At 70.6% G+C, this 19046-nt stretch carries 17 protein-coding genes and 1 pseudogene; 11 read left to right on the forward strand and 7 right to left on the reverse strand.

The window, feature by feature from the left end:
* A partial coding sequence (locus tag AOJ26_RS28400; RefSeq protein ID WP_053851230.1) for a DUF192 domain-containing protein occupies positions 1-318 on the reverse strand: 318 nt, incomplete at its 3' end.
* A 96-nt stretch (positions 319-414) separates the two neighbouring features.
* Here AOJ26_RS28400 and AOJ26_RS28405 point away from each other — a divergent pair.
* The 10 genes from AOJ26_RS28405 (at position 415) to AOJ26_RS28450 (ending at position 10079) form a co-directional block, all read left to right on the forward strand.
* The gene (locus AOJ26_RS28405) at positions 415-978 is read left to right on the forward strand and encodes a dihydrofolate reductase family protein (protein WP_053851214.1); all 564 of its coding nucleotides are present in this window, start codon (positions 415-417) and stop codon (positions 976-978) included.
* Positions 979-1071: 93 nt separating this feature from the next.
* Positions 1072-1860, forward strand: a complete 789-nt coding sequence (locus tag AOJ26_RS28410) for a class I SAM-dependent methyltransferase (protein WP_053851215.1) — start codon at positions 1072-1074, stop codon at positions 1858-1860.
* A gap of 722 nt (positions 1861-2582) precedes the next feature.
* Positions 2583-3356 (forward strand): isoprenyl transferase, encoded by a 774-nt coding sequence (locus tag AOJ26_RS28415; RefSeq protein ID WP_053851216.1) that lies wholly within the window; start codon positions 2583-2585, stop codon positions 3354-3356.
* Between the two features lie 325 nt (positions 3357-3681).
* Positions 3682-5007, forward strand: coding sequence for a PhoH family protein (locus AOJ26_RS28420; RefSeq protein WP_053851217.1), 1326 nt, complete (start codon positions 3682-3684; stop codon positions 5005-5007).
* A gap of 400 nt (positions 5008-5407) precedes the next feature.
* Positions 5408-6091, forward strand: a complete 684-nt coding sequence (locus AOJ26_RS28425; protein WP_365455342.1) for a lytic transglycosylase domain-containing protein — start codon at positions 5408-5410, stop codon at positions 6089-6091.
* Between the two features lie 7 nt (positions 6092-6098).
* Positions 6099-6755 carry a transglycosylase SLT domain-containing protein gene (locus AOJ26_RS28430; protein ID WP_053851219.1) on the forward strand — a complete coding sequence of 219 codons (657 nt, stop codon included), beginning with the start codon at positions 6099-6101 and terminating at the stop codon, positions 6753-6755.
* A 133-nt stretch (positions 6756-6888) separates the two neighbouring features.
* Entirely contained in the window at positions 6889-8232 is a 1344-nt protein-coding gene (locus tag AOJ26_RS28435; protein WP_053851220.1) for an AI-2E family transporter, read from the forward strand.
* 154 nt (positions 8233-8386) lie between these two features.
* On the forward strand, positions 8387-9205 hold the full coding sequence (locus AOJ26_RS28440) for a hypothetical protein (protein ID WP_063790331.1): 819 nt from the start codon (positions 8387-8389) through the stop codon (positions 9203-9205).
* 42 nt (positions 9206-9247) lie between these two features.
* Positions 9248-9646 carry a roadblock/LC7 domain-containing protein gene (locus tag AOJ26_RS28445; protein WP_053851222.1) on the forward strand — a complete coding sequence of 133 codons (399 nt, stop codon included), beginning with the start codon at positions 9248-9250 and terminating at the stop codon, positions 9644-9646.
* 4 nt (positions 9647-9650) lie between these two features.
* Positions 9651-10079, forward strand: a complete 429-nt coding sequence (locus AOJ26_RS28450; RefSeq protein WP_037719954.1) for a hypothetical protein — start codon at positions 9651-9653, stop codon at positions 10077-10079.
* A 22-nt stretch (positions 10080-10101) separates the two neighbouring features.
* Here the strand turns inward: AOJ26_RS28450 and AOJ26_RS28455 are convergent, their stop codons facing one another.
* The 5 genes from AOJ26_RS28455 to AOJ26_RS28475 all read right to left on the reverse strand — a co-directional run bounded on the left by AOJ26_RS28455 (position 10102) and on the right by AOJ26_RS28475 (position 14961).
* Complete coding sequence (locus AOJ26_RS28455; protein ID WP_053851223.1) at positions 10102-12438, reverse strand: ABC transporter permease; 2337 nt, start codon at positions 12436-12438, stop codon at positions 10102-10104.
* Positions 12435-13121 carry an ABC transporter ATP-binding protein gene (locus AOJ26_RS28460; protein ID WP_053851224.1) on the reverse strand — a complete coding sequence of 229 codons (687 nt, stop codon included), beginning with the start codon at positions 13119-13121 and terminating at the stop codon, positions 12435-12437. The genes AOJ26_RS28455 and AOJ26_RS28460 overlap by 4 nt, the downstream gene beginning before the upstream one ends.
* On the reverse strand, positions 13118-13642 hold the full coding sequence (locus tag AOJ26_RS28465) for a PadR family transcriptional regulator (RefSeq protein ID WP_053851225.1): 525 nt from the start codon (positions 13640-13642) through the stop codon (positions 13118-13120). The genes AOJ26_RS28460 and AOJ26_RS28465 overlap by 4 nt, the downstream gene beginning before the upstream one ends.
* Before the next feature lie 117 nt (positions 13643-13759).
* Complete coding sequence (locus AOJ26_RS28470; protein WP_053851226.1) at positions 13760-14068, reverse strand: hypothetical protein; 309 nt, start codon at positions 14066-14068, stop codon at positions 13760-13762.
* On the reverse strand, positions 14065-14961 hold the full coding sequence (locus AOJ26_RS28475) for an SPFH domain-containing protein (RefSeq protein ID WP_053851227.1): 897 nt from the start codon (positions 14959-14961) through the stop codon (positions 14065-14067). The genes AOJ26_RS28470 and AOJ26_RS28475 overlap by 4 nt, the downstream gene beginning before the upstream one ends.
* Positions 14962-15216: 255 nt before the next feature.
* On the opposite strand from AOJ26_RS28475, the gene AOJ26_RS28480 reads away from it, so the two are divergent.
* Complete coding sequence (locus tag AOJ26_RS28480) at positions 15217-17565, forward strand: transglycosylase domain-containing protein (protein WP_053851228.1); 2349 nt, start codon at positions 15217-15219, stop codon at positions 17563-17565.
* Positions 17566-17616: 51 nt separating this feature from the next.
* On the opposite strand, the pseudogene AOJ26_RS28485 reads toward AOJ26_RS28480, so the two are convergent.
* Positions 17617-19046 (reverse strand): annotated as a pseudogene (locus AOJ26_RS28485) (SpoIIE family protein phosphatase); the annotation flags it as partial.

The following is a 19046-nucleotide window of genomic DNA, read 5'->3' on the forward strand; positions in this document are numbered from 1 at the left end:
CCCCTCCATCACCCCCGCCCCCGCCTCCAGCACATGGCGGGAGCGCAGGCGGGGCAGGCCCAGGCGGTTGGGGGGCATCGTGCGGACGGCGAGGACGCGGAGGTTGTGGTCGAGGTAGGCGACGTCGATGGGGAAGCGCATGCGGAAGGTGTGGACACTGCCCGCGGGGGAGAGGAGCAGCGCCCCCTCGACGGAGTCCCGCCCGAGGAGTCCCTTCGTGCGGGCCCGGTAGGAGGTCGCGATCTCCAGCGGTACGGCGAACCCGTCCCGCTCCCCGTGCACGACCAGCCTGCCCCGCCCGTCCAGCCAGCGCCCCATCCCGGAGCCACCTCCCCATGGCGTTCCCACGCCGTCCCTGTCGCTCCCGGTAGCCTGGGAGTCGATCCTCTCTCTACTGCCCAGGCCAGGTGCCCGATGCGGAAAATCGTCCTGATGATGTCCGTGTCCCTCGACGGCTGCATCGAGGGCCCCGACGGGGACATCGGCTGGCACCGGGTCGACGACGAGCTGCTCGCGCACATGAACGCCACGGTCGCCGGGATGGGCGGACTCATCCACGGCCGGCGCGTCTACGAGCTCATGGCCGCCTACTGGCCCACCGCCGACGCCGACCCCGACGCCCCCGCGTCCGACAAGGAGTTCGCCCCGGTCTGGCGGAACCTCCCCAAGTTCGTCTACTCCCGCACCCTCACGCACGTCGACTGGAACTCCACCCTCGTCCGTGAGGTCGTACCGGAGGAGGTCCGGGCACTGAAGGAGCAGCCCGGAGGTGATCTCGGGCTGGGCGGCGCCGACTTGGCGGAGACCTTCCTGCGGTACGACCTTGTCGACGAGCTGCGGATCTACGTCCACCCCGTGCTCGTCGGCCGGGGCAAGCCCCTCTTCCCGCGCTCCGACACGCTGACCTCCCTCCGGCTCGTCGAGTCGCACACCTTCGGCAACGGCGTCGTACTGCTGCGGTACGAGCCGGCGGCGTAGCAGGCCGCAGCGGGTCGGCAAGGCACGGTCCGGCAAGCGCGCGGCCCCGAAAACCAGCGGCGCCCACCCCCACCTCCCTGCCACGATCACCCCATGACCTCCCGACACACCCGCACCTTCGAAGACCTCGTCGCCGAGGGCGCCGCCGTGCCCACCGCGGGGTGGGACTTCTCGTGGTTCGAGGGGCGGGCCACCGAGGCGCGGCCTTCCTGGGGTTACGCGCGCTCACTGGCCGGACGGCTGGCCGGTGCCGCCGCCTCGCTCGACATCCAGACCGGCGGCGGCGAGGTCATGGACTACGCCCTCGGGCAGGGGGGCAGGACGCCCCCGCTCGCCGCAGCCACCGAGGGGTGGCCGCCGAACGTCGCCAAGGCCACCGCCCTGCTGCGCCCGCGCGGCATCGTGGTCGTCGCCGCACCGGAGGACGCGCCGCTGCCCTTCGCCGACGCCACCTTCGACCTGGTCAGCAGCCGGCACCCGGTCAGCCCCCAGTGGGCGGAGATCGCCCGCGTGCTCCAGCCCGGCGGCACGTACTTCGCCCAGCACGTCGGCCCGCGCAGCGTCTTCGAACTCGTCGAGCACTTCCTCGGTCCGCAGCCCGCGGCGCAGAGCTCGGACCGTCACCCCGACCGTGAGCGCGCCGCCGCCGAGGCCGCCGGACTGGAGATCGTCGACCTGCGTGCCGAGCGGCTGCGGATCGAGTTCCACGACATCGCCGCCGTCGTCCACTTCCTGCGCAAGGTTGTCTGGATGGTGCCGGGATTCACGCCGGAGGAGTACGAGCCCGAGTTGCGGTCCCTGCACGAGCGGATCGAGGCCGAGGGTTCCTTCGTCGCCCACAGCACCCGCCATCTCGTCGAGGCCCGCAAGCCGCTCGCCTGAGGTTCGCGGCCGCGGATGGTCCTTAGATGTCTGCAAAGCGGACAATGGGTGCAGTGCGGGTGGTTCTACTCCGCATATCCATGGTCTTCACGGGGTTTCCACATCGTTATCCCAGGCGGCTCGCATCCTGACTCCGGCTGACGTAAGTTCAAGGCGAGGCAATTCGCGCCAGCAAAGCTGCGCGGTGGCACCGCGCAGAGGAGGGGGCTGCGCGGTGCCGCGCCCACTTCCCGGCGTCAAAGAAACGTTCCGACCCGGAGTCACCCACGCGGGCGATGCCCCACGACCCCATGATTCCGCCGCGATTCGGCCACGAAACCCCCATGAACAGGGCCTCGACCGCCCACCGCGCCGTCGCCGTCCGACTCCGGAGAGTAGTTGTGGCACGCCGATGCACGCACCATCCCTCACGAAGGGTTATGGTGGAAACCCCCCCTCGGGCCGGTCCGTCTCCCCCCCACGGACCGGCCCGTTTTTTGTGCCCCGAGGGTGCGCGTGGGGAGTGCTCGCTCAAGGGCCCACGGGCGGCGCATGACCGGGGCGGTCGGGGTACCCGCCACGCTGCGGGGCCCCGCAGCGGCAGGCGCTCCGCCGCACGGCGCGAGCGGAGTCCCACGACCCCTCCTCGCCCATGCGCCGGAAGGCCCCGCGCAGTTGGAGCCCGGAAGCCCCCGGTACGCTCTAGCCGCGGGGACCGCCATCTCAGAGGGGCTGACTTTCACGTGAACCTGCGCGACAAGCTGCGCGGCCTGCTGGTCAGGCTCTACGCACGCCGGGTGGAAGGCCACCTGGACCACGCCCAGGTGCCCAAGCACATCGGTGTCATCGTGGACGGCAGCCGGCGCTGGGCGAAGGCCGCCGGTTCCACCCCCGTCGACGGCCACCGCGCCGGCGCGGAGAAGATCGAGGAGTTCCTCGGCTGGTGCACCGAGACGGACGTCGAGGTCGTCACCCTCTGGCTGCTGTCGACGGACAACTTCAACCGCCCGCCCGAGGAGCTCGGCCCGCTCCTCGGCATCATCGAGGACGTGGTGCGCACCCTCGCCGCCGACGGCCGCTGGCGCGTCCACCACGTCGGCACCCCCGACCTGCTGCCCTCCCCGATGCAGACGGCGCTGAAGGAGGCGGAGGAGTCCACCGCCCACGTCGACGGAATACTCGTCAACGTCGCCATCGGCTACGGCGGCCGCCAGGAGATCGCCGACGCCGTACGGTCCATGCTGCTCGACGCGCACGAGAAGGGCACCTCGATGGAGGAGCTCGCCGAGGCCGTCGACATCGACATGATCGGCCGCCATCTCTACACCGGCGACCAGCCCGACCCCGACCTCGTGATCCGTACCAGCGGCGAGCAGCGGCTGTCCGGATTCATGCTGTGGCAGACCGCCCACTCGGAGTACTACTTCTGCGAGGTCTTCTGGCCGGCCTTCCGGAAGGTCGACTTCCTGCGCGCGCTGCGCGACTACGCGGCCCGTCACCGGCGCTACGGCGGCTGACAGGCACCGCACGGAAGCAGCCCGCCTACCCCGTTCTGGGGCGGCAGTAACCAGGAGTTCACCAGCGCGCCGTCATACGTGCTGGCATGGCGGCGCGTGTTCGAGGGCATAAGCCAGTCAGGTCGATGCCCGAACCACGGGTGTCGGATCTCAGCGGGCGGCACGGGGCCGTCCGCCCGGGAGGCCCTTTGCACCAGCCTTACCGTGCGGTCTCGGCACGGAAGAAGCAGTGGAGGGCCGGTTCCCGGCCCGTGCAAACGGGCCGTCGACCGGTCCAGCTCCACTCCGTCGCTCCCCGACCTCATCCGAGGGGGTACGTCCTTCCGTGGTGACCAGCACAAAGCGCCGTATGCCTGACCGGCGCACCTATGTTCTCGACACCAGCGTCCTGCTGGCCGACCCGAACGCCCTGAGCCGCTTCGACGAGCACGAGGTCGTGCTCCCCATCGTCGTGGTCACGGAGCTGGAGGCGAAGAGGCACCATCCCGAACTCGGCTACTTCGCCCGGCAGGCCCTGCGCCTGCTCGACGAGTTCCGGGTGAGGTACGGCCGCCTCGACGCCCCCATTCCGATCGGGGAGCTGGGCGGGACCGTCCGTGTCGAGCTCAATCACTCGGACCCCAGCGTGCTGCCGAGCGGCTACCGCCTGGGGGACAACGACTCCCGCATCCTCGCGGTCGCCCGCAACCTGCAGGCCGAGGGGTTCGACGTCACCGTCGTGTCGAAGGACCTCCCGCTCAGGATCAAGGCGTCCTCGGTCGGACTCCTCGCCGAGGAGTACCGCGCCGAGCTCGCCATCACGGACTCCTCCGGCTGGACCGGAATGTCCGAACTGACCCTGCCCGGCGAGCAGGTGGACATCCTCTTCGAGGAAGGCCACGTCTACGTCCCCGAAGCCTCCGAGCTGCCCGTGCACACGGGGCTGACGATCCACTCCGAGCGGGGCAAGGCGCTCGGCCGGGTCTCGCCCGACGGCAACATCCGTCTGGTGCGCGGCGACCGGGAGGCGTTCGGCATCAAGGGCCGCAGCGCGGAGCAGCGCATCGCGCTGGACATCCTGCTCGACCCGGACGTCGGGATCGTGTCCATGGGCGGCCGGGCCGGCACCGGCAAGTCGGCACTCGCGCTGTGCGCGGGCCTGGAGGCGGTCCTGGAGCGCCGCCAGCACCAGAAGGTCATGGTCTTCCGCCCGCTGTACGCGGTGGGCGGGCAGGAGCTCGGCTATCTGCCGGGTTCCGAGGCCGAGAAGATGAGCCCCTGGGCGCAGGCGGTGTTCGACACGCTGTCCGCGGTCACCAGCCGCGAGGTCATCGAGGAGGTCACCGCGCGCGGGATGCTGGAGGTCCTGCCGCTCACCCACATCCGCGGCCGCTCACTGCACGACGCGTTCGTGATCGTGGACGAGGCCCAGTCGCTGGAGAGGAACGTACTTCTCACCGTTCTGTCCCGGATCGGCGCGAATTCACGGGTGGTTCTCACCCATGACGTGGCGCAAAGGGACAATCTCCGCGTGGGGCGCTACGACGGCGTGGTCGCCGTGGTGGAGAAGCTGAAGGGGCACCCCCTCTTCGCCCACGTCACGCTGACGAGGTCCGAGAGGTCCCAGATCGCGGCCCTTGTGACCGAAATGCTGGAGGACGGCCAAGTCTGAGGTAGTACCCGCCTGTTGGCGCCGTCCGGAAAGGCCAAGAGCCTAGCCGGGCGGCGCCTTCGTGTGTCGCGGTTTCTTGAAATCCCCTGGGTCAAACGGGATGTGAGCTTTCACACGCAACTCAGAATTGCCACCCGGCGTCCGGTTACGGCAGAGTCTCGGTTCTGTCAGGCCCCGCATACGGCACACCTGTACCCCCAGCGGTATGCATCACAGCAGCACCACGATCAACTCCATAACGTCCGCCGTATGCCGCCCGCGCACCATGCGGCGCTCCCCGCGAGGGAGTTGCCCACCGGGCCCGCGCCTCCCGTGACCCCGTTAGTTGGGAGGCCAGTGTCCAGGGGCACGATTGCGTCCGCCAGGGTCACCGAAGCGGGCGATGCTGGAAGGAAACCGTGTGAGCCCGATTTCGGTCCGGGGATTCGCAGTGGCCTCCGCCACCGCGGTCACCGCTGTCGGAAGCGTTGTCGGAGTAGCCTCCGGCAGTGTCGCGCAGCCGAACGACGCCGAGGCGACGGCAGCCGACATGACGCTCCTGGCGGACATCCCCGCGGGTGAGCAGGCTCAGGTGCAGACCGCGTCCCTCACGCAGCAGGCCGACACGCAGGCCATCGCCGCGGACGCGAGCGCCAAGAAGATCGCTGAGGAGTCGGCCCGCAAGGCCGCCGCCAAGTCCGCGATCGAGAAGAAGGAGGCCGCCGAGCAGGCGGCCAAGGAAGCCAAGGAGCGCGCCGAGGCCAAGGAGAAGGCCAGCAGGAGCGCCTCCAGCTTCCCGGTGCAGAGCTCGTACACCGTGGCGCAGATCCAGGCGATGGCCGCCTCGATGGTGCCGAGCGGGCAGTTCCAGTGCTTCAGCAACATCGTGGACCACGAGTCGAGCTGGAACTACCGGGCCGTCAACGCCTCCTCCGGCGCCTACGGTCTCTTCCAGGCGCTGCCGGGCTCCAAGATGTCGTCGGTCGGCGCCGACTGGCAGACCAACCCGGCCACCCAGATCAAGTGGGGCCTCAACTACATGGACAGCCGGTACGGCAGCCCCTGCGAGGCCTGGTCGTTCTGGCAGGCCAACCACTGGTACTGAGTCCGGTATGAGCCGGAACTCCGCGCGTGGGTTCGCCGTGGTCTCGGCCACGGCGGTCACCACCGTGGGTGCCGTCATGGGAGTCGCCCAGGCGGGCACCGCGCAGTCCGGCGACGAGGCGGCCGCGCCGGCCGGTGACGCGACGCTCCTGGCGGACATACCCGCGGGTGCGCAGGCCCAGGTGCAGACCGTGTCCCTCACCCGGCAGGCCGACACGCAGGCCGTCGCCGCCGACGCCGTAGCCAGGAAGTCGGCGCGGGAAGCGGCCCGCAAGCAGGCGGCCCAGGCCGCGGAGGCCAAGCGGAAGGCCGCCGAGGAGAAGGCGCGGGAGGCCAAGGCGGCCTCCGGTGACTTCCCGGTGCAGAGCTCCTACACGGCCGCGCAGGTCCAGGCGATCGCGCGCCAGATCGTGCCGAGCGGGCAGTTCCAGTGCTTCAGCAACATCGTGAACCACGAGTCCACCTGGAACTACCTGGCCGTCAACCCCTCGTCCGGCGCCTACGGCCTCGTCCAGGCGCTGCCGGGCTCCAAGATGGCGTCGGCCGGCGCCGACTGGCGGACCAATCCGGCGACCCAGATCAAGTGGGGCCTGAACTACATGAACGTCCGGTACGGCAGCCCCTGTGACGCCTGGGCCTACTGGCAGGCCCACGGGAACTACTGATCGTCCGTCGTCCCGGTCGCTCAACCCCGCGCAGCCCCTCCCCGTCCTAGGGGGAGGGGCTTCTGCCATGTACGGTCGGACCGGACGACTCCAGGGGGGAGTGGTGGGGAGAGACGGGGGAAGAGGACGGATCATGTCGCGAGTGCCAGGGTGGATCGGTCGGCTCGGTGCCCGGCTGACCGATGTGGGAGAGCGGCTGGACGAGCGCCGCGCGGAGGTGGCCCGCGAGGAGGCCGGGGCCGACTCCGTCGAGTCGCCCGAGCCCGGGCCGGACAAGCCGGCGCGGGCCGCAGCCCGCCGGCCCGTCGTGCTGGTGCCCCGCCCCGACCCGGCGCAGGCCGTGCCGTGGGGCGTACGGGTCGCCGCCGAGGCCGGCTGGCGTCTCCTGGTCCTCGCGGGCACCGTCTGGGTGCTGATGCGGATCATCAGCTCCGTGCAGCTCGTCGTCTTCGCCTTCGTCGTCGCCCTGCTCATCACCGCGCTGCTCCAGCCGACGGTGGCCCGCCTCATGCGGCACGGCGTCCCGCGCGGCCCCGCCACGGCCCTCACCGCGATCCTCGGCTTCGTCGTCATAGGGCTGATGGGCTGGTTCGTGACCTGGCAGGTCATGGAGAACATCGACGACCTCTCCGACCAGATCCAGAGCGGCATCGACGATCTGCGCAACTGGCTGCTGAAGAGCCCCTTCCACGTCACCGACAAGCAGATCAACCAGATCGCCAAGAACCTCAGGGAGGCGGTCGGCGCCAACACCGACCAGATCACCTCGGCGGGCCTGGAGGGCGTCCAGGTGGTCGTGGAGGCCCTCACCGGCATCCTGCTGACCTTCTTCTCCACCCTCTTCCTGCTCTACGACGGCCGCCGCATCTGGGGCTGGACGCTGAAGCTGGTCCCCGCGGCCGCCCGTCCCGCCGTGGCCGGCGCCGGCCCGCGCGCCTGGCGCACCCTGACCGCCTACGTCCGCGGCACGGTCCTGGTGGCCCTCATCGACGCCGTCTTCATCGGCATCGGCATCTACTTCCTCGACGTCCCCATGGCCGTCCCGCTGGCCGTGTTCATCTTCCTGTTCTCGTTCATCCCGCTGGTGGGCGCGGTCGCCTCCGGCGCGCTCGCGGTTCTCGTCGCGCTGGTCACGCAGGGCGTGTTCACGGCGGTGATGACGCTCGTGGTGGTCCTCGCCGTCCAGCAGATCGAGGGCCACATCCTCCAGCCGTTCATCCTCGGCCGCGCGGTGCGCGTCCACCCGCTCGCGGTCGTCCTCACGGTCGCGACCGGCGGCATGGTGGCCGGCATCGGCGGCGCGGTGGTGGCCGTACCGCTGGTGGCGGTGACGAACACGGTGGTGAGCTACCTCAAGACGTACGCCGAGGAACAATCGGCGCCACCCGAGACCGAGAACGGGACCGCGACGGACGAGGAGGGCCGGGAGGAAGCGCCCGCGGACCCTGAAGAACCCGCCTCGAAATCGGTCAATTGAGCGCCGAACACACTGCTTTGAAAACTCCTCGAACGCAACTTCCGTCAACTAGGGGCAGGTAGCAAACCCGCGCCCGGAATATGCGCCCGGACTGATACACCTTCCCTCCTCAGCGCTACGCGTCAGGCGTGTGTGCGAGACGGCGGGGGGTGTGATGTCGGGCCACGAACACCTGGCACAGGCCCTGGCCGCGTGCGGCCGTGACGGCTTCACCGGAGAGCTGCGGATCACCGGGACACCCGGCGGCACCTTCCACTTCGCGGACGGCCGGGTGGTCGCCGTGGAGTCGCCCGGCGCCCCGGGCCCCGAGGCGCTGCTGCTGCGCTCGGGGCGGGTCAGCGGCGAGCAGTGGGCCCAGCTCGTGCGGGAGTCCGGCGGCTCGCGCTGGCCGGCCACCGCACTGATCGCCCACGGTCACGCGGGGGCCGCCCAGCTCCGGGTGGTGTGCGCGCTGGCCCTGCACGACGCGGCCTTCGCGCTGGCCGCCGGCCGGGTGGAGGAGTGCGAACGCCGGGCCACCGCGGAGCCGTTCGCGCAGGTCCCGCTGGGCGAGCCGCCCCTGCGGCTGCTCCAGGACGCACTGCGCAGACTCACCGCCCTCGCCTCCCTGCCGCACCCCGTGCACCCCGACCGGGAACGTCCCGTGCGCGCCGGCACGGACAGCGGGTCCGGGACCCTGCGGCGGGAGCTGCTCACCCACGCCGACGGCCGCCGTACCGCCCGCGACCTCGCCTTCCGGGTGGGGCGCGGGGTGTACGCCGTGTCCGTCGAGGTCGCCCGCATGCTCGACGAAGGGCTCCTGGTGTGCGCGGGGCCGCCCGCGCCCGTCGCGGTCCGCCCGCTTCCCGACGGCGACGGACTCCGGCCGCGCAGGCCCCCGGCCGTGGAGCCGTCCCCGTCCCCGGCGAGAACCGATCTGCCCCGCCGGAAACCCGGCAACTTCTTCCGACTCAGAAACGGAACGCCCAGATGAAAAAGCCGATCAGACGCGAACAGAATCAGGGGAGTTGACTTTATGGACCACCAAGCCCTGGCGCTCGAAATGCGCGGACTGCGCGAACAGGTCACCGGAATAACGGACACCGCGCTGGCCGCCGCGGACGGGCTGCTCATCGCGGCCGACACCGCCGACTCCATCGACCCGGAAGGCCTCGCCGCGCTCGCCGCGGCCGGCCTCGGACTCGCCCGGCGCACCGCCGGGGCCACCGCCCGCGGCACGCTGCGCCGGACGGTGACGTACGGCAGCCACGGCTGCGCCGCCTTCTACGCCGTCGGCGAGACCGCCCTGATGGTCGTGCTCGGCGACGAGGGCATGGACGTGGACCACCTGCACCGGGCGACCCAGCCGACGCTGAACCGGATCGGCTCGATCCTCACCGACAAGGCGCCCGGGAAAGCACCAGAAGGAGTCTGAAGGGATGGCGACGAAGCGCATGGCCACAGGTTTCTCCGACCAGGTGATGGGCCTGGTCAAGTCCCTTCGTACCGACGCCCCCGACTGCGTCGCCTCCGGCGTGGTCGACATGTCCACGGGCATGCTGCTGTCGTACGAGACGGTCGAGAACCACCCGCCGGAGGTCCTGGACCTCCTGGCGGGTGCGACGCTCGACCTGTTCCAGGGCCGTACGGTCGTGATGATCGAGGACGTCTTCAAGGAGCGTCGCGGGATCAGCAGTGACAACCACTTCTTCCAGGAGATCCTGGTCAACAGCGAGAACCTCACGCACCTGTTCGTGCGGCTGGTCGAACAGCAGGACGTCGTGGCCGTCGTGGTGTGCCGCAAGTCGGTCAACGTCGGCATGCTGTTCGCCCAGGTCCGGCGGGTGGTGAAGGAGTACAGCCTCTGAGCGGACGCCCGGCTGCGGGCGGTTACTCCGTCCGCAGCCCGTCCGGCCGCATCAGCCTCAGCAGCGGCGGCAGGCTCAGCAGCGTCACCGCGAGGACGACACCGGCTCCCACCCCGGTCATCGACAGGACACTCGGCCAGTCCACGCGGACCGCGTTGTCCGTCATCTTCAGCAGGACCGCGCCCAGCGTCAGCCCCACCGCCGAGGCCAGCAGCAGACCGAGCGCGATCGGGATGGCCGTCTGCCACAGCACCGACAGCGTCAGGGTGCGGCGCCGGGTACCGAAGGCAACCAGCGCCGACAGCAGCTTCTTGCGCTCACGGAGCTGCTCCAGCTGGGAGACCAGCAGACTCGCCCCGATCAGCGCGAGGACACAGGCGGCCCCCACGAACAGGCCGGTGCGGATGGACTCGTAGCGGTCGTTGCGCTCGAAGGACGCCCATGTCATGGGCTCCTCGAAGGGGTTGATGCGGGCCGCCGTGTTGCGCACGTACTCCCGCGCGTCCGGGAGCGACTCGTCGAGCTTCACGTAGACCTCTCCGCGCACCCCCGGCACGGCCGTCGGGCCCAGCGCGCTCGGGGTCATCAGGACACCCCCGCGCTTGTAGCCCGTCGGGTCCGGCAAGGACCGGGCCTGCTTGACGCCCTTCGGCACGGTCCAGGCGACGAGTTTGCTCTTCTTGGGGTCCTCGGAGGTCTCGAAGTAGAACTTGCGTCCGGGCTCGACGGGCGCGGTCCCGGCCTCGCCCTGCATGTCCCCGCCCCGTACGGCGAAGCTGTCGCCCTCGCGGCAGGAGGGCAGCGTGGCCACCTCGCGCAAGGAGGCGCAGTCGGCGACGGTCACCCGGGTCCAGCGGGCCTCGTCGCCGGGCCCGTCGGCCGCGTACCCCTCCCGGAAGGCGTACGCCCGCTGGACGCCCCTGGTCGCGGCGAGCTGCTTGGTGGCGGTGGCGAGCGACGCCCCTTCCTGGAGCTGCACCTGCATGTGGGCCCGTGAGACGTCACGGCCGGTGCTCGTCGTGTACTCGCTGTCGGTGGCGGCGAACAGCATCTGCAGGGCGATCGCCCCGGCCACCGCGACCGCGATGCCGTTGACCATCCGGGCCGCCGTACCGCTGCTCAACTGGAGCCGGCGCACGGCCAGTTGCCAGGACAGCGCGCCCGCGCCCAAGCGGGCCACGACCGCCTCGACGATCCACGGCAGCAGCGCGGTCACGCCGACCAGCAGCAGGATGACGCCGCCGGTGACGAGGTACTGGTTGAACTCGCCGCCGTCGCGGCCCTGTCCGACCATCGGGTACAGCATCCCGAGCCCGGCCAGCGGCAGCAGCAGCCGCCACCACAGCCGGCGCCGCTCGGGCTTCGCCGTGCGCACCACGCCGAGCGGCTCGATGACCACGCCCCGCAGGGCGAGCAGCGTCACGAGCACGGCCGCCGCGGGCACCGTGACCGCCACCAGCAGGGCCAGCAGCGGCGAGGGGTTGAGATAGCTCGGGAACACGCTCTGGCCGAACACCTCGACGGAACCCGTCACTTCACGGCCGACCAGGAAGAACAGGGTACCGAGGACCAGTCCGAGCACCGAGCCGGCCAGCGCCTCGCCGGCGGCGATCCGCCGGGTCGAGCGGCCGTCGGCGCCCACCAGCCTGAGGGCCGCGAGCCGCCGGTCGCGCCGCTCGCCGCCGAAGCGCACGGCGGCGGTGATGAACACGGCGACCGGCATCAGCAGCACCACGAAGACGACCAGGACCAGCAGCACCAGCACCGGGTCGGTGTTCGACTCGGTCGGTTGCGGGTTCCCGTACCGGTCGATGCGGGTGAGCCGTGCCCCGTCGACGCCCTGGGCGGCAAGCCCCTCGGCGCCCCGGTAGAAGGCGAGTTCGTGTGAGCCGATCAGTCCGCTCTCGCCGATGGTGCCGACGATCCGGTCCGGCAGCCGCTCCCGCAGGAGCCTGCCGTCGTCCGACTCCAGCAGGCTCTTCAGCGCGGGGGAGACGACCATCTCGCCGGCCGCCGGGAACTTCCCGACACCGGGCGGCAGCGGGGCGCGCGAGCCCTCGGGCTCGATCTCCCGGCCGCGGACCTCCGTGTCCCGGAAGGTGGTCGACGCGTTGGCCGACAGCAGGGTGTTGTCGGCCTTCTTCAGGATCGTCTCGCTGTAGGTGATGTCCGCGCGGGCGTCACCCCGCTCGTGCCGCACCGCCAGCGCGTTCGGCAGGGCGGTGGTCAGCAGCAGCAACGCCACCCCGAGCCCCACGCCGACCGCGGTCAGCAGCGCCCGGACCCACCCCTCGCGTCCGCCCGCGAAGGCGAACTTGACCCCCATGGCGAGGTCTCGCCACCACTGCCCGGCCTTCATACGACCCGCTCCATGTCCCGGGACTTGCCGTCCCGTACGACGATCTCGCGGTCGGAGTAGGCGGCCACCCGTGCCTCGTGCGTGACGAGGACGACGGCCGCGTTGGCGGACCGGGCGGCGTCGGTGAGCAGCTCCATGACCCGCTCGCCGTTGAGGGAGTCGAGGGCGCCGGTCGGCTCGTCGGCGAACAGCACGCGCGGGTTGGTCACCAGCGCCCGGGCCACGGCCACCCGCTGGCCCTGACCGCCGGACACCTCACCGGGCCGCTTCTTGCGGAGGTCGTCGACCTCCAGGCGCTCCATCCAGCCGAGGGCCGCCTTCTCGGCCTCCTTGCGGGGGGTGCCGTTCAGCCGCAGCGGCAGGGCGACGTTCTCCACGCAGGTCAGCTCGGGCACGAGCTGGCCGAACTGGAAGACGAAGCCGAACTCGGAGCGGCGCAGGGCGCTGCGCTCGGAGTCGTTCATCGTGGCCATCTCCCGGCCGTTGTACATGATCGAACCGGAGTCGGGCGTGACGATCCCGGCGAGACAGTGCAGCAGGGTCGACTTGCCGGAGCCGGAGGGGCCCATGACGGCGACGACCTCGCCGGGGTGGATGGAGAACTGGGCGCCGTCGAGGGCGACGGTCGGACCGTAGGTCTTGCGCAGCTCGTCGGCGACGAGAAGGGAACCGGCCGGGGTCACTTGACCACCACCTCCGCGAGCTTGTCGAGACGCGCGGCGGTCAGCTCCAGCCAGCGCAGGTCTGCTTCGAGATGGAACAGGGCGTGGTCGCAGATGAGCTGGTCGGCGAGGTCGCCCTTGCGCTTGCGGTCGGTGAGGATGCGCATCATCCGCAGGTGCTCGGAGCGCTGGTTGTCCACGATGTCGCCGGCGTCCCGGTGCGTGAGCAGCGCGAGGACGACCTTGGTGTACAGCGTGGACTGGAGGTACGGCTCGGGCTTCTCGGGCGTGGCGAGCCACCGCTGCACGTCGGTGATCCCGGCGTCCGTGATGGCGTACCGCTTGCGCTCGGGGCCGCCGCCGGGCTCGATCCCGTCGACTTCGACGAGCCCGTTCTTCAGCAGCCGCGACATCGTCGAGTAGACCTGGCCGTAGTGCAGCGGCCGGTCGTGACCGAACTTCTCGTCGAAGGCCCGCTTGAGGTCGTAGCCGTGGCGGGGCCCGGACTCCAGGAGCCCTAGGAGGGTGTGACCGATGGACATGGGAAGGACTGTACATGCGGTGTATACCCAGCATGTATACGCGGAGTGTGTAGAGGGGTGTCAGGGTGTGAGCAGCCGCAGGTGAGGGCCGATTGTCACGGTTCTGCCACGCCCGCTCTACGCGTCCCCGGTGCCCTCGGTGTCCCTGGCGTCCCTGGCGCTCTCGGTGTCCCTGGCGTCCTTGGTGTCCTTGGGCGGCCGGCCCCGGCGCGGCAGCGGTCCGGTGTCGCCGGGCAGCCGGCCGGCCTCCTTCAGGGCCCTGCGCAGCAGGAACTCGATCTGCGCGTTCGCCGACCGCAGCTCGTCCCCGGCCCACCGCGCCAGCGCCTCGTACACCAGCGGGTCGAGCCTCAGCAGCACCTGCTTGCGCTGCTGAGGCCGCCGCTCGGGGGGGCCGCCCTCGGAAGGTGCGGAAGCTGCCGTCACTGGTAGAGCGTCCCGGTGTTGAGGACCGGCTGCGGGGCGCGGTCGCCGCACAGCACCACCATCAGGTTGGACACCATCGCCGCCTTGCGCTCCTCGTCCAGCTCCACGATGTCCCGCTCGGTGATCCGGGCGAGCGCCTCCTCGACCATGCCGACCGCGCCCTCCACGATCTGCCGCCGGGCCGCGACGACCGCGCCGGCCTGCTGCCGCTGGAGCATCGCCGAGGCGATCTCCGGCGCGTAGGCGAGGTGGGTGAAGCGGGACTCGATGATCTGCACGCCGGCCGACTCCACACGCGCGTGCAGTTCGGTCGCGAGCTTCTGGGTGATCTCGTCGGCGTTGCCGCGCAGCGAGAGCCCGTCCTCCTCGTGGGCGTCGTAGGGGTACTCGATGGCGATGTGCCGCACCGCGGTCTCGGTCTGGGTGGCGACGAACTTCACGAAGTTGTCCACCTCGAAGGTGGCCTGCGCGGTGTCCTCGACCTTCCACACCACGACCGCGGCGAGCTCGATCGGGTTGCCGTAGGCGTCGTTGACCTTGAGGACCGCGGTCTCGTGGTTGCGGACCCGGGTGGAGACCTTGGTCCGGGAGGTGAAGGGGTTCACCCAGCGCAGGCCGTCCTGGCGGATGGTGCCCTTGTAGCGCCCGAAGAGCTGCACGACCCGGGCCTCGCCGGGCGCGACCGTGTTCAGGCCGCGCAGCGAGATGAGCGCGGCGATCAGCACGAGGACCCCGCCGACGGCGAAGCCGGGGCTCTCCCCGCTCGCGGCGAACAGGAAGACGGCGAGCAGCAGCCCGGCCAGGCCCAGCAGCAGGGCCAGTGCGCCGCCGATGCTGTGCGCGGCGAACTCCCGCACGCGCGGGGCGGGCATGTCGGGTACCGATTCGTCCATGGCCACAGGGGTCCCCCATCTCTCGAAGACACGCGGCAGCTAGCACCGCTCTAACTAAGTGATATCACTTTACCCCGTCGCGGCAACCTTGACGCCCCCTCGGAGGTCTGGTTCCGAGGAGGCGGGTGCTGATTCTCACGCCCGTCCTGGGCCGGATCGAGGCCCCTGTGTCATATAGACCGGTGTTAGCTTTCTGAGCTGACCTGAGCCACGAACCTGTGTGGCCGCCGATGAGGAAGCGGAGCGAGTCGACCCATGGGACGAGCGGAAGAGAGAAGAGCACGTCAGCGCGGTGGCCGCCGCGCGGCGCCGCCCACGCGCTCGTCCGGCACGCCGAGCGAGGGCACCGCGCCGGGCGGCAGGGCCGCCGCGCGCCAGGCGGCGCGCGGCAAGAAGGGTGCGAAGAAGGGTAAGAGCGGCATACGCCGGTTCTTCACCTGGAAGAAGCTCCTCGGCGCCTTCTTCGGCTTCTGCCTGCTCGGCATCGGCGCCTTCGTCGTGATGTACATGATGATCGACGTGCCCAAGGGCAACGCGGCCGCCCAGAAGCAGAGCAACATCTACGAGTACAGCGACGGCTCGGTCATGGCCCGCGTCGGCGACACCAACCGCGAGATCGTGGACCTCTCGGAGGTGCCCAAGGAGGTCCAGCGCACCTTCGTGGCGGCGGAGAACAAGACCTTCTACACGGACTCCGGCGTCGACCTCAAGGGCACCGCCCGCGGCCTGCTCAACACCCTGTCCGGCAAGGGCAAGCAGGGTGGCTCCACCATCACCCAGCAGTACGTCAAGAACTACTACCTCGACCAGGACCAGACCGTCACCCGCAAGCTGCGGGAACTGGTCATCTCGTTGAAGGTGGACCGCACGACGCCCAAGGACAAGATCCTCGCGGGCTACATCAACACCAGCTACTACGGCCGCGGCGCCTACGGCATCCAGGCCGCCGCCCAGGACTACTACCGCGTCGACGCCAAGAAGCTCAGCGTGGAGCAGGGCGCGTACCTCGCCGCGCTGCTCCAGGCTCCCAGCCAGTACGACTGGGCGGTCGCCAGCCCGACCGGCAAGAGGCTGGTGCAGGCCCGCTGGAACTACGTGCTGGACAACATGGTCGAGCAGGGCTGGCTGGACAAGGGCGAGCGCGAGGCCATGAAGTTCCCGGTGCCCAAGGCGCCCAAGGCCGCCCCCGGTCTCGAGGGCCAGAAGGGCTACCTGGTCAAGCTCGCCAACCAGCAGCTCGAGAAGCAGCTCGTCAAGACGCAGGGCATCACCCAGGACGAGGCCGAGGCCCGGGTCGAGAACTCGGGGTGGACCATCACCCTGAACATCGACAAGAAGAAGCAGGCCGCGCTGGAGAAGTCCGTCAAGACCCAGCTGATCAGCAAGCTGGACCCGAAGAAGCGCCCAGTGGACAAGAACGTCCAGGCCGGCGCCGTCTCCGTCGATCCCAAAACGGGGAAGATCGTCGCCCTGTACGGCGGCCAGGACTACACCAAGCACTACATCAGCAACGCCAACCGCACCGACTACCAGCCCGCGTCGACGTTCAAGCCGGTCATCCTCGCCGCCGCCCTGGAGAACAACTCCGAGACCGCCAGCGGCAAGCCGATCGGCGCCGACACGATCTACGACGGCACCAGCAAGCGCCAGGTCCTGGACGGCAACGGCAACAAGGTCGGCTTCGCCCCCGAGAACGAGGACGACCAGGACTACGGCAAGCAGGTCACCGTCCAGACGGCGATGAACAAGTCCATCAACTCCGTCTTCGCGCAGATGGGCGTGGACGTCGGCATGGACAAGGTGCTGGCGACGGCCACCAAGCTCGGCATGGACACCGGCAAGCTCAAGGCGCTGCCCGCCTACACCCTGGGCACCATGGGCGCGAGCCCGCTCCAGATGGCCGGCGTCTACGCCACCCTCGACAACCACGGCAAGCAGGTCACGCCGAGCATCATCAAGTCGGCCGAGCAGGGCGGCACCGAGATCCAGCTGCCCGACCCGGTCGGCGAGCAGGTGATCAGCCGCGAGGCCGCCGACACCGTGACCTCGGTGCTGACCGGCGTGGTCGCCGACGGTACGGCGAAGGTGTCCGTGGCGGAGAACCCGGCCCGCGACGGCCGCAAGGTCGCCGGCAAGACCGGTACCTCCGACGACAACCTCTCGGCCTGGTTCACCGGCTACACCCCGGACCTGGTCACCTCGGTCGGCCTGTTCGGTGAGGACGCCAAGACCGGCGCCCAGACCAAGCTGTACAAGACCGCCGGACTGGACCGCGTCAACGGCGGTGGGTTCCCGGCGCAGATCTGGGCGGCGTACACCTTCGGGGTGGCGGGGAAGAACACCAAGTTCGACCTGGACACCGACCAGGGCGCCGCGGTCCAGCCGACCTGGACCCCGACCGTGTCGGAAACCCCGTCGGAGACGCCTTCGGAAACCCCGTCGGAGACGCCTTCGGAAACTCCCTCGGAGACGCCTTCGGAGACTCCGTCGGAAACCCCGTCCGAGACGCCGTCGCAGTCCCCGCCGACCGGTGAGGTGAGCACACCGGCCGAGTCGTCGACCTCACCGCTGAACCCGTTCGACCCGGCCGACGAGGACCAGTAGCGACGAAGAGAGGGCGCCCGGTGACCACCGGGCGCCCTCTCTCTCGTTCTCCTAGCCCCTGTTGAGCTCGAACCACACCACCTTGCCGGTGCTCAGCCGGGTGGCGCCCCAGCGCCGGGCGAGCCGGTTGACGAGGTAGAGCCCGCGCCCGCCCTCGTCGGTGGCCCGGGCCTGGCGCAGACGCGGCAGCTGCGGCACGTCGTCCCCGACCTCGCACCGCAGCACGTCGGTCCGCAGCAGCCGGAGCGTCACCGGACGCGTCGCGTACCGCACGGCGTTCGTCACGACCTCACTGACCAGCAGCTCGACGGAGTCGGTCAGGTCCTCCATGCCCCACCGGGACAGCGCCCGCCGCGCGAGCCGCCGGGCACGGCCCGGGGCCGCGTCCTCCGGCTCCAGGAACCAGTACGCCACATCACTGGGCGCGATCCCGTCGAAGCGCGCCGCGAGCAGCGCGATGTCGTCGTCCCGGTCGCCGGGACCGAGCATGTCCAGCACCTCGTCGCACAGCGCCTCCAGCGGCGGCGGATGATCCGGACCGGTCAGCTGCGCGGTCGCGGCGAGCTTCTCCCGCAACTGCTCTATCCCGGTCCACACGTCCCTGAGGCGGGACTCGACGAGCCCGTCGGTGTACAGCAGCAGCGTCGCCCCGGCCGGCGCGTCCAGCTCCACGGCCTCGAAGTCCACGCCGCCGACTCCGATCGGCGCGCCCGGCGGCACCCGGAGCACCTCGGCCCGGCCGCCCAGATGCAGCAGCACCGGCGGCGGATGACCGGCGTTGGCGATGGTGATCCGGTGCGAGACCGGGTCGTAGACGGCGTAGAGGCAGGTCGCCATGCGGTCGGTACCGAGCCGCTGGGCCTGTTCGTCGAGGTGGTGCAGCACCTCCTGCGGGGGCAGGTCGAGCCCGGCGAGGGTCTGCGCGGTCGTCCGCAGCTGGCCCATGATCGCCGCGGAGGTCATGGAGTGGCCCATGACGTCACCCACGACCAGCGCGACCCGGCTGCCGGGCAGCGGGATCGCGTCGTACCAGTCACCGCCGACCCGGGCCGTCTCGGCGGCCGGCAGATAGCGCGAGGCCAGCCGTACGCCGGTCGGCCGCGGGAGCGTCTCGGGCAGCATGGTGCGCTGGAGCTCGTCGGCGATGTACGCCTCACGGCCGTAGAGGACCGCCTTGTCGATGCCCAGCGCGCTGTGCGTGGCGAGCTGGGCGGCGACGAGCAGGTCGTCCGGGTCGAAGGGGATGCGGTCGGGGCGGCGCAGGAACAGGGCCGCTCCGATCACCCGGCGCCGGCCGCGCAGCGGGGCGAGGATCGCCCGCCTGCCGGACGGTACGGCGAACTCGCAGCCCTCGCCGAGCAGTTCCGGCAGCGCGGCATGGGCGGCGGGGGTGTCCGTGGAGGCCGGGGCACCCCGCGCACCCCCTCCGCGAGGGCGCTGCCGGAGCTGCTCGGCGAGGGCTGCGAGTTCGCCGTACCGTC

It is taken from the genome of Streptomyces sp. NRRL B-24085 (genome assembly GCF_001282115.1).
Lineage (GTDB): Bacteria > Actinomycetota > Actinomycetes > Streptomycetales > Streptomycetaceae > Streptomyces.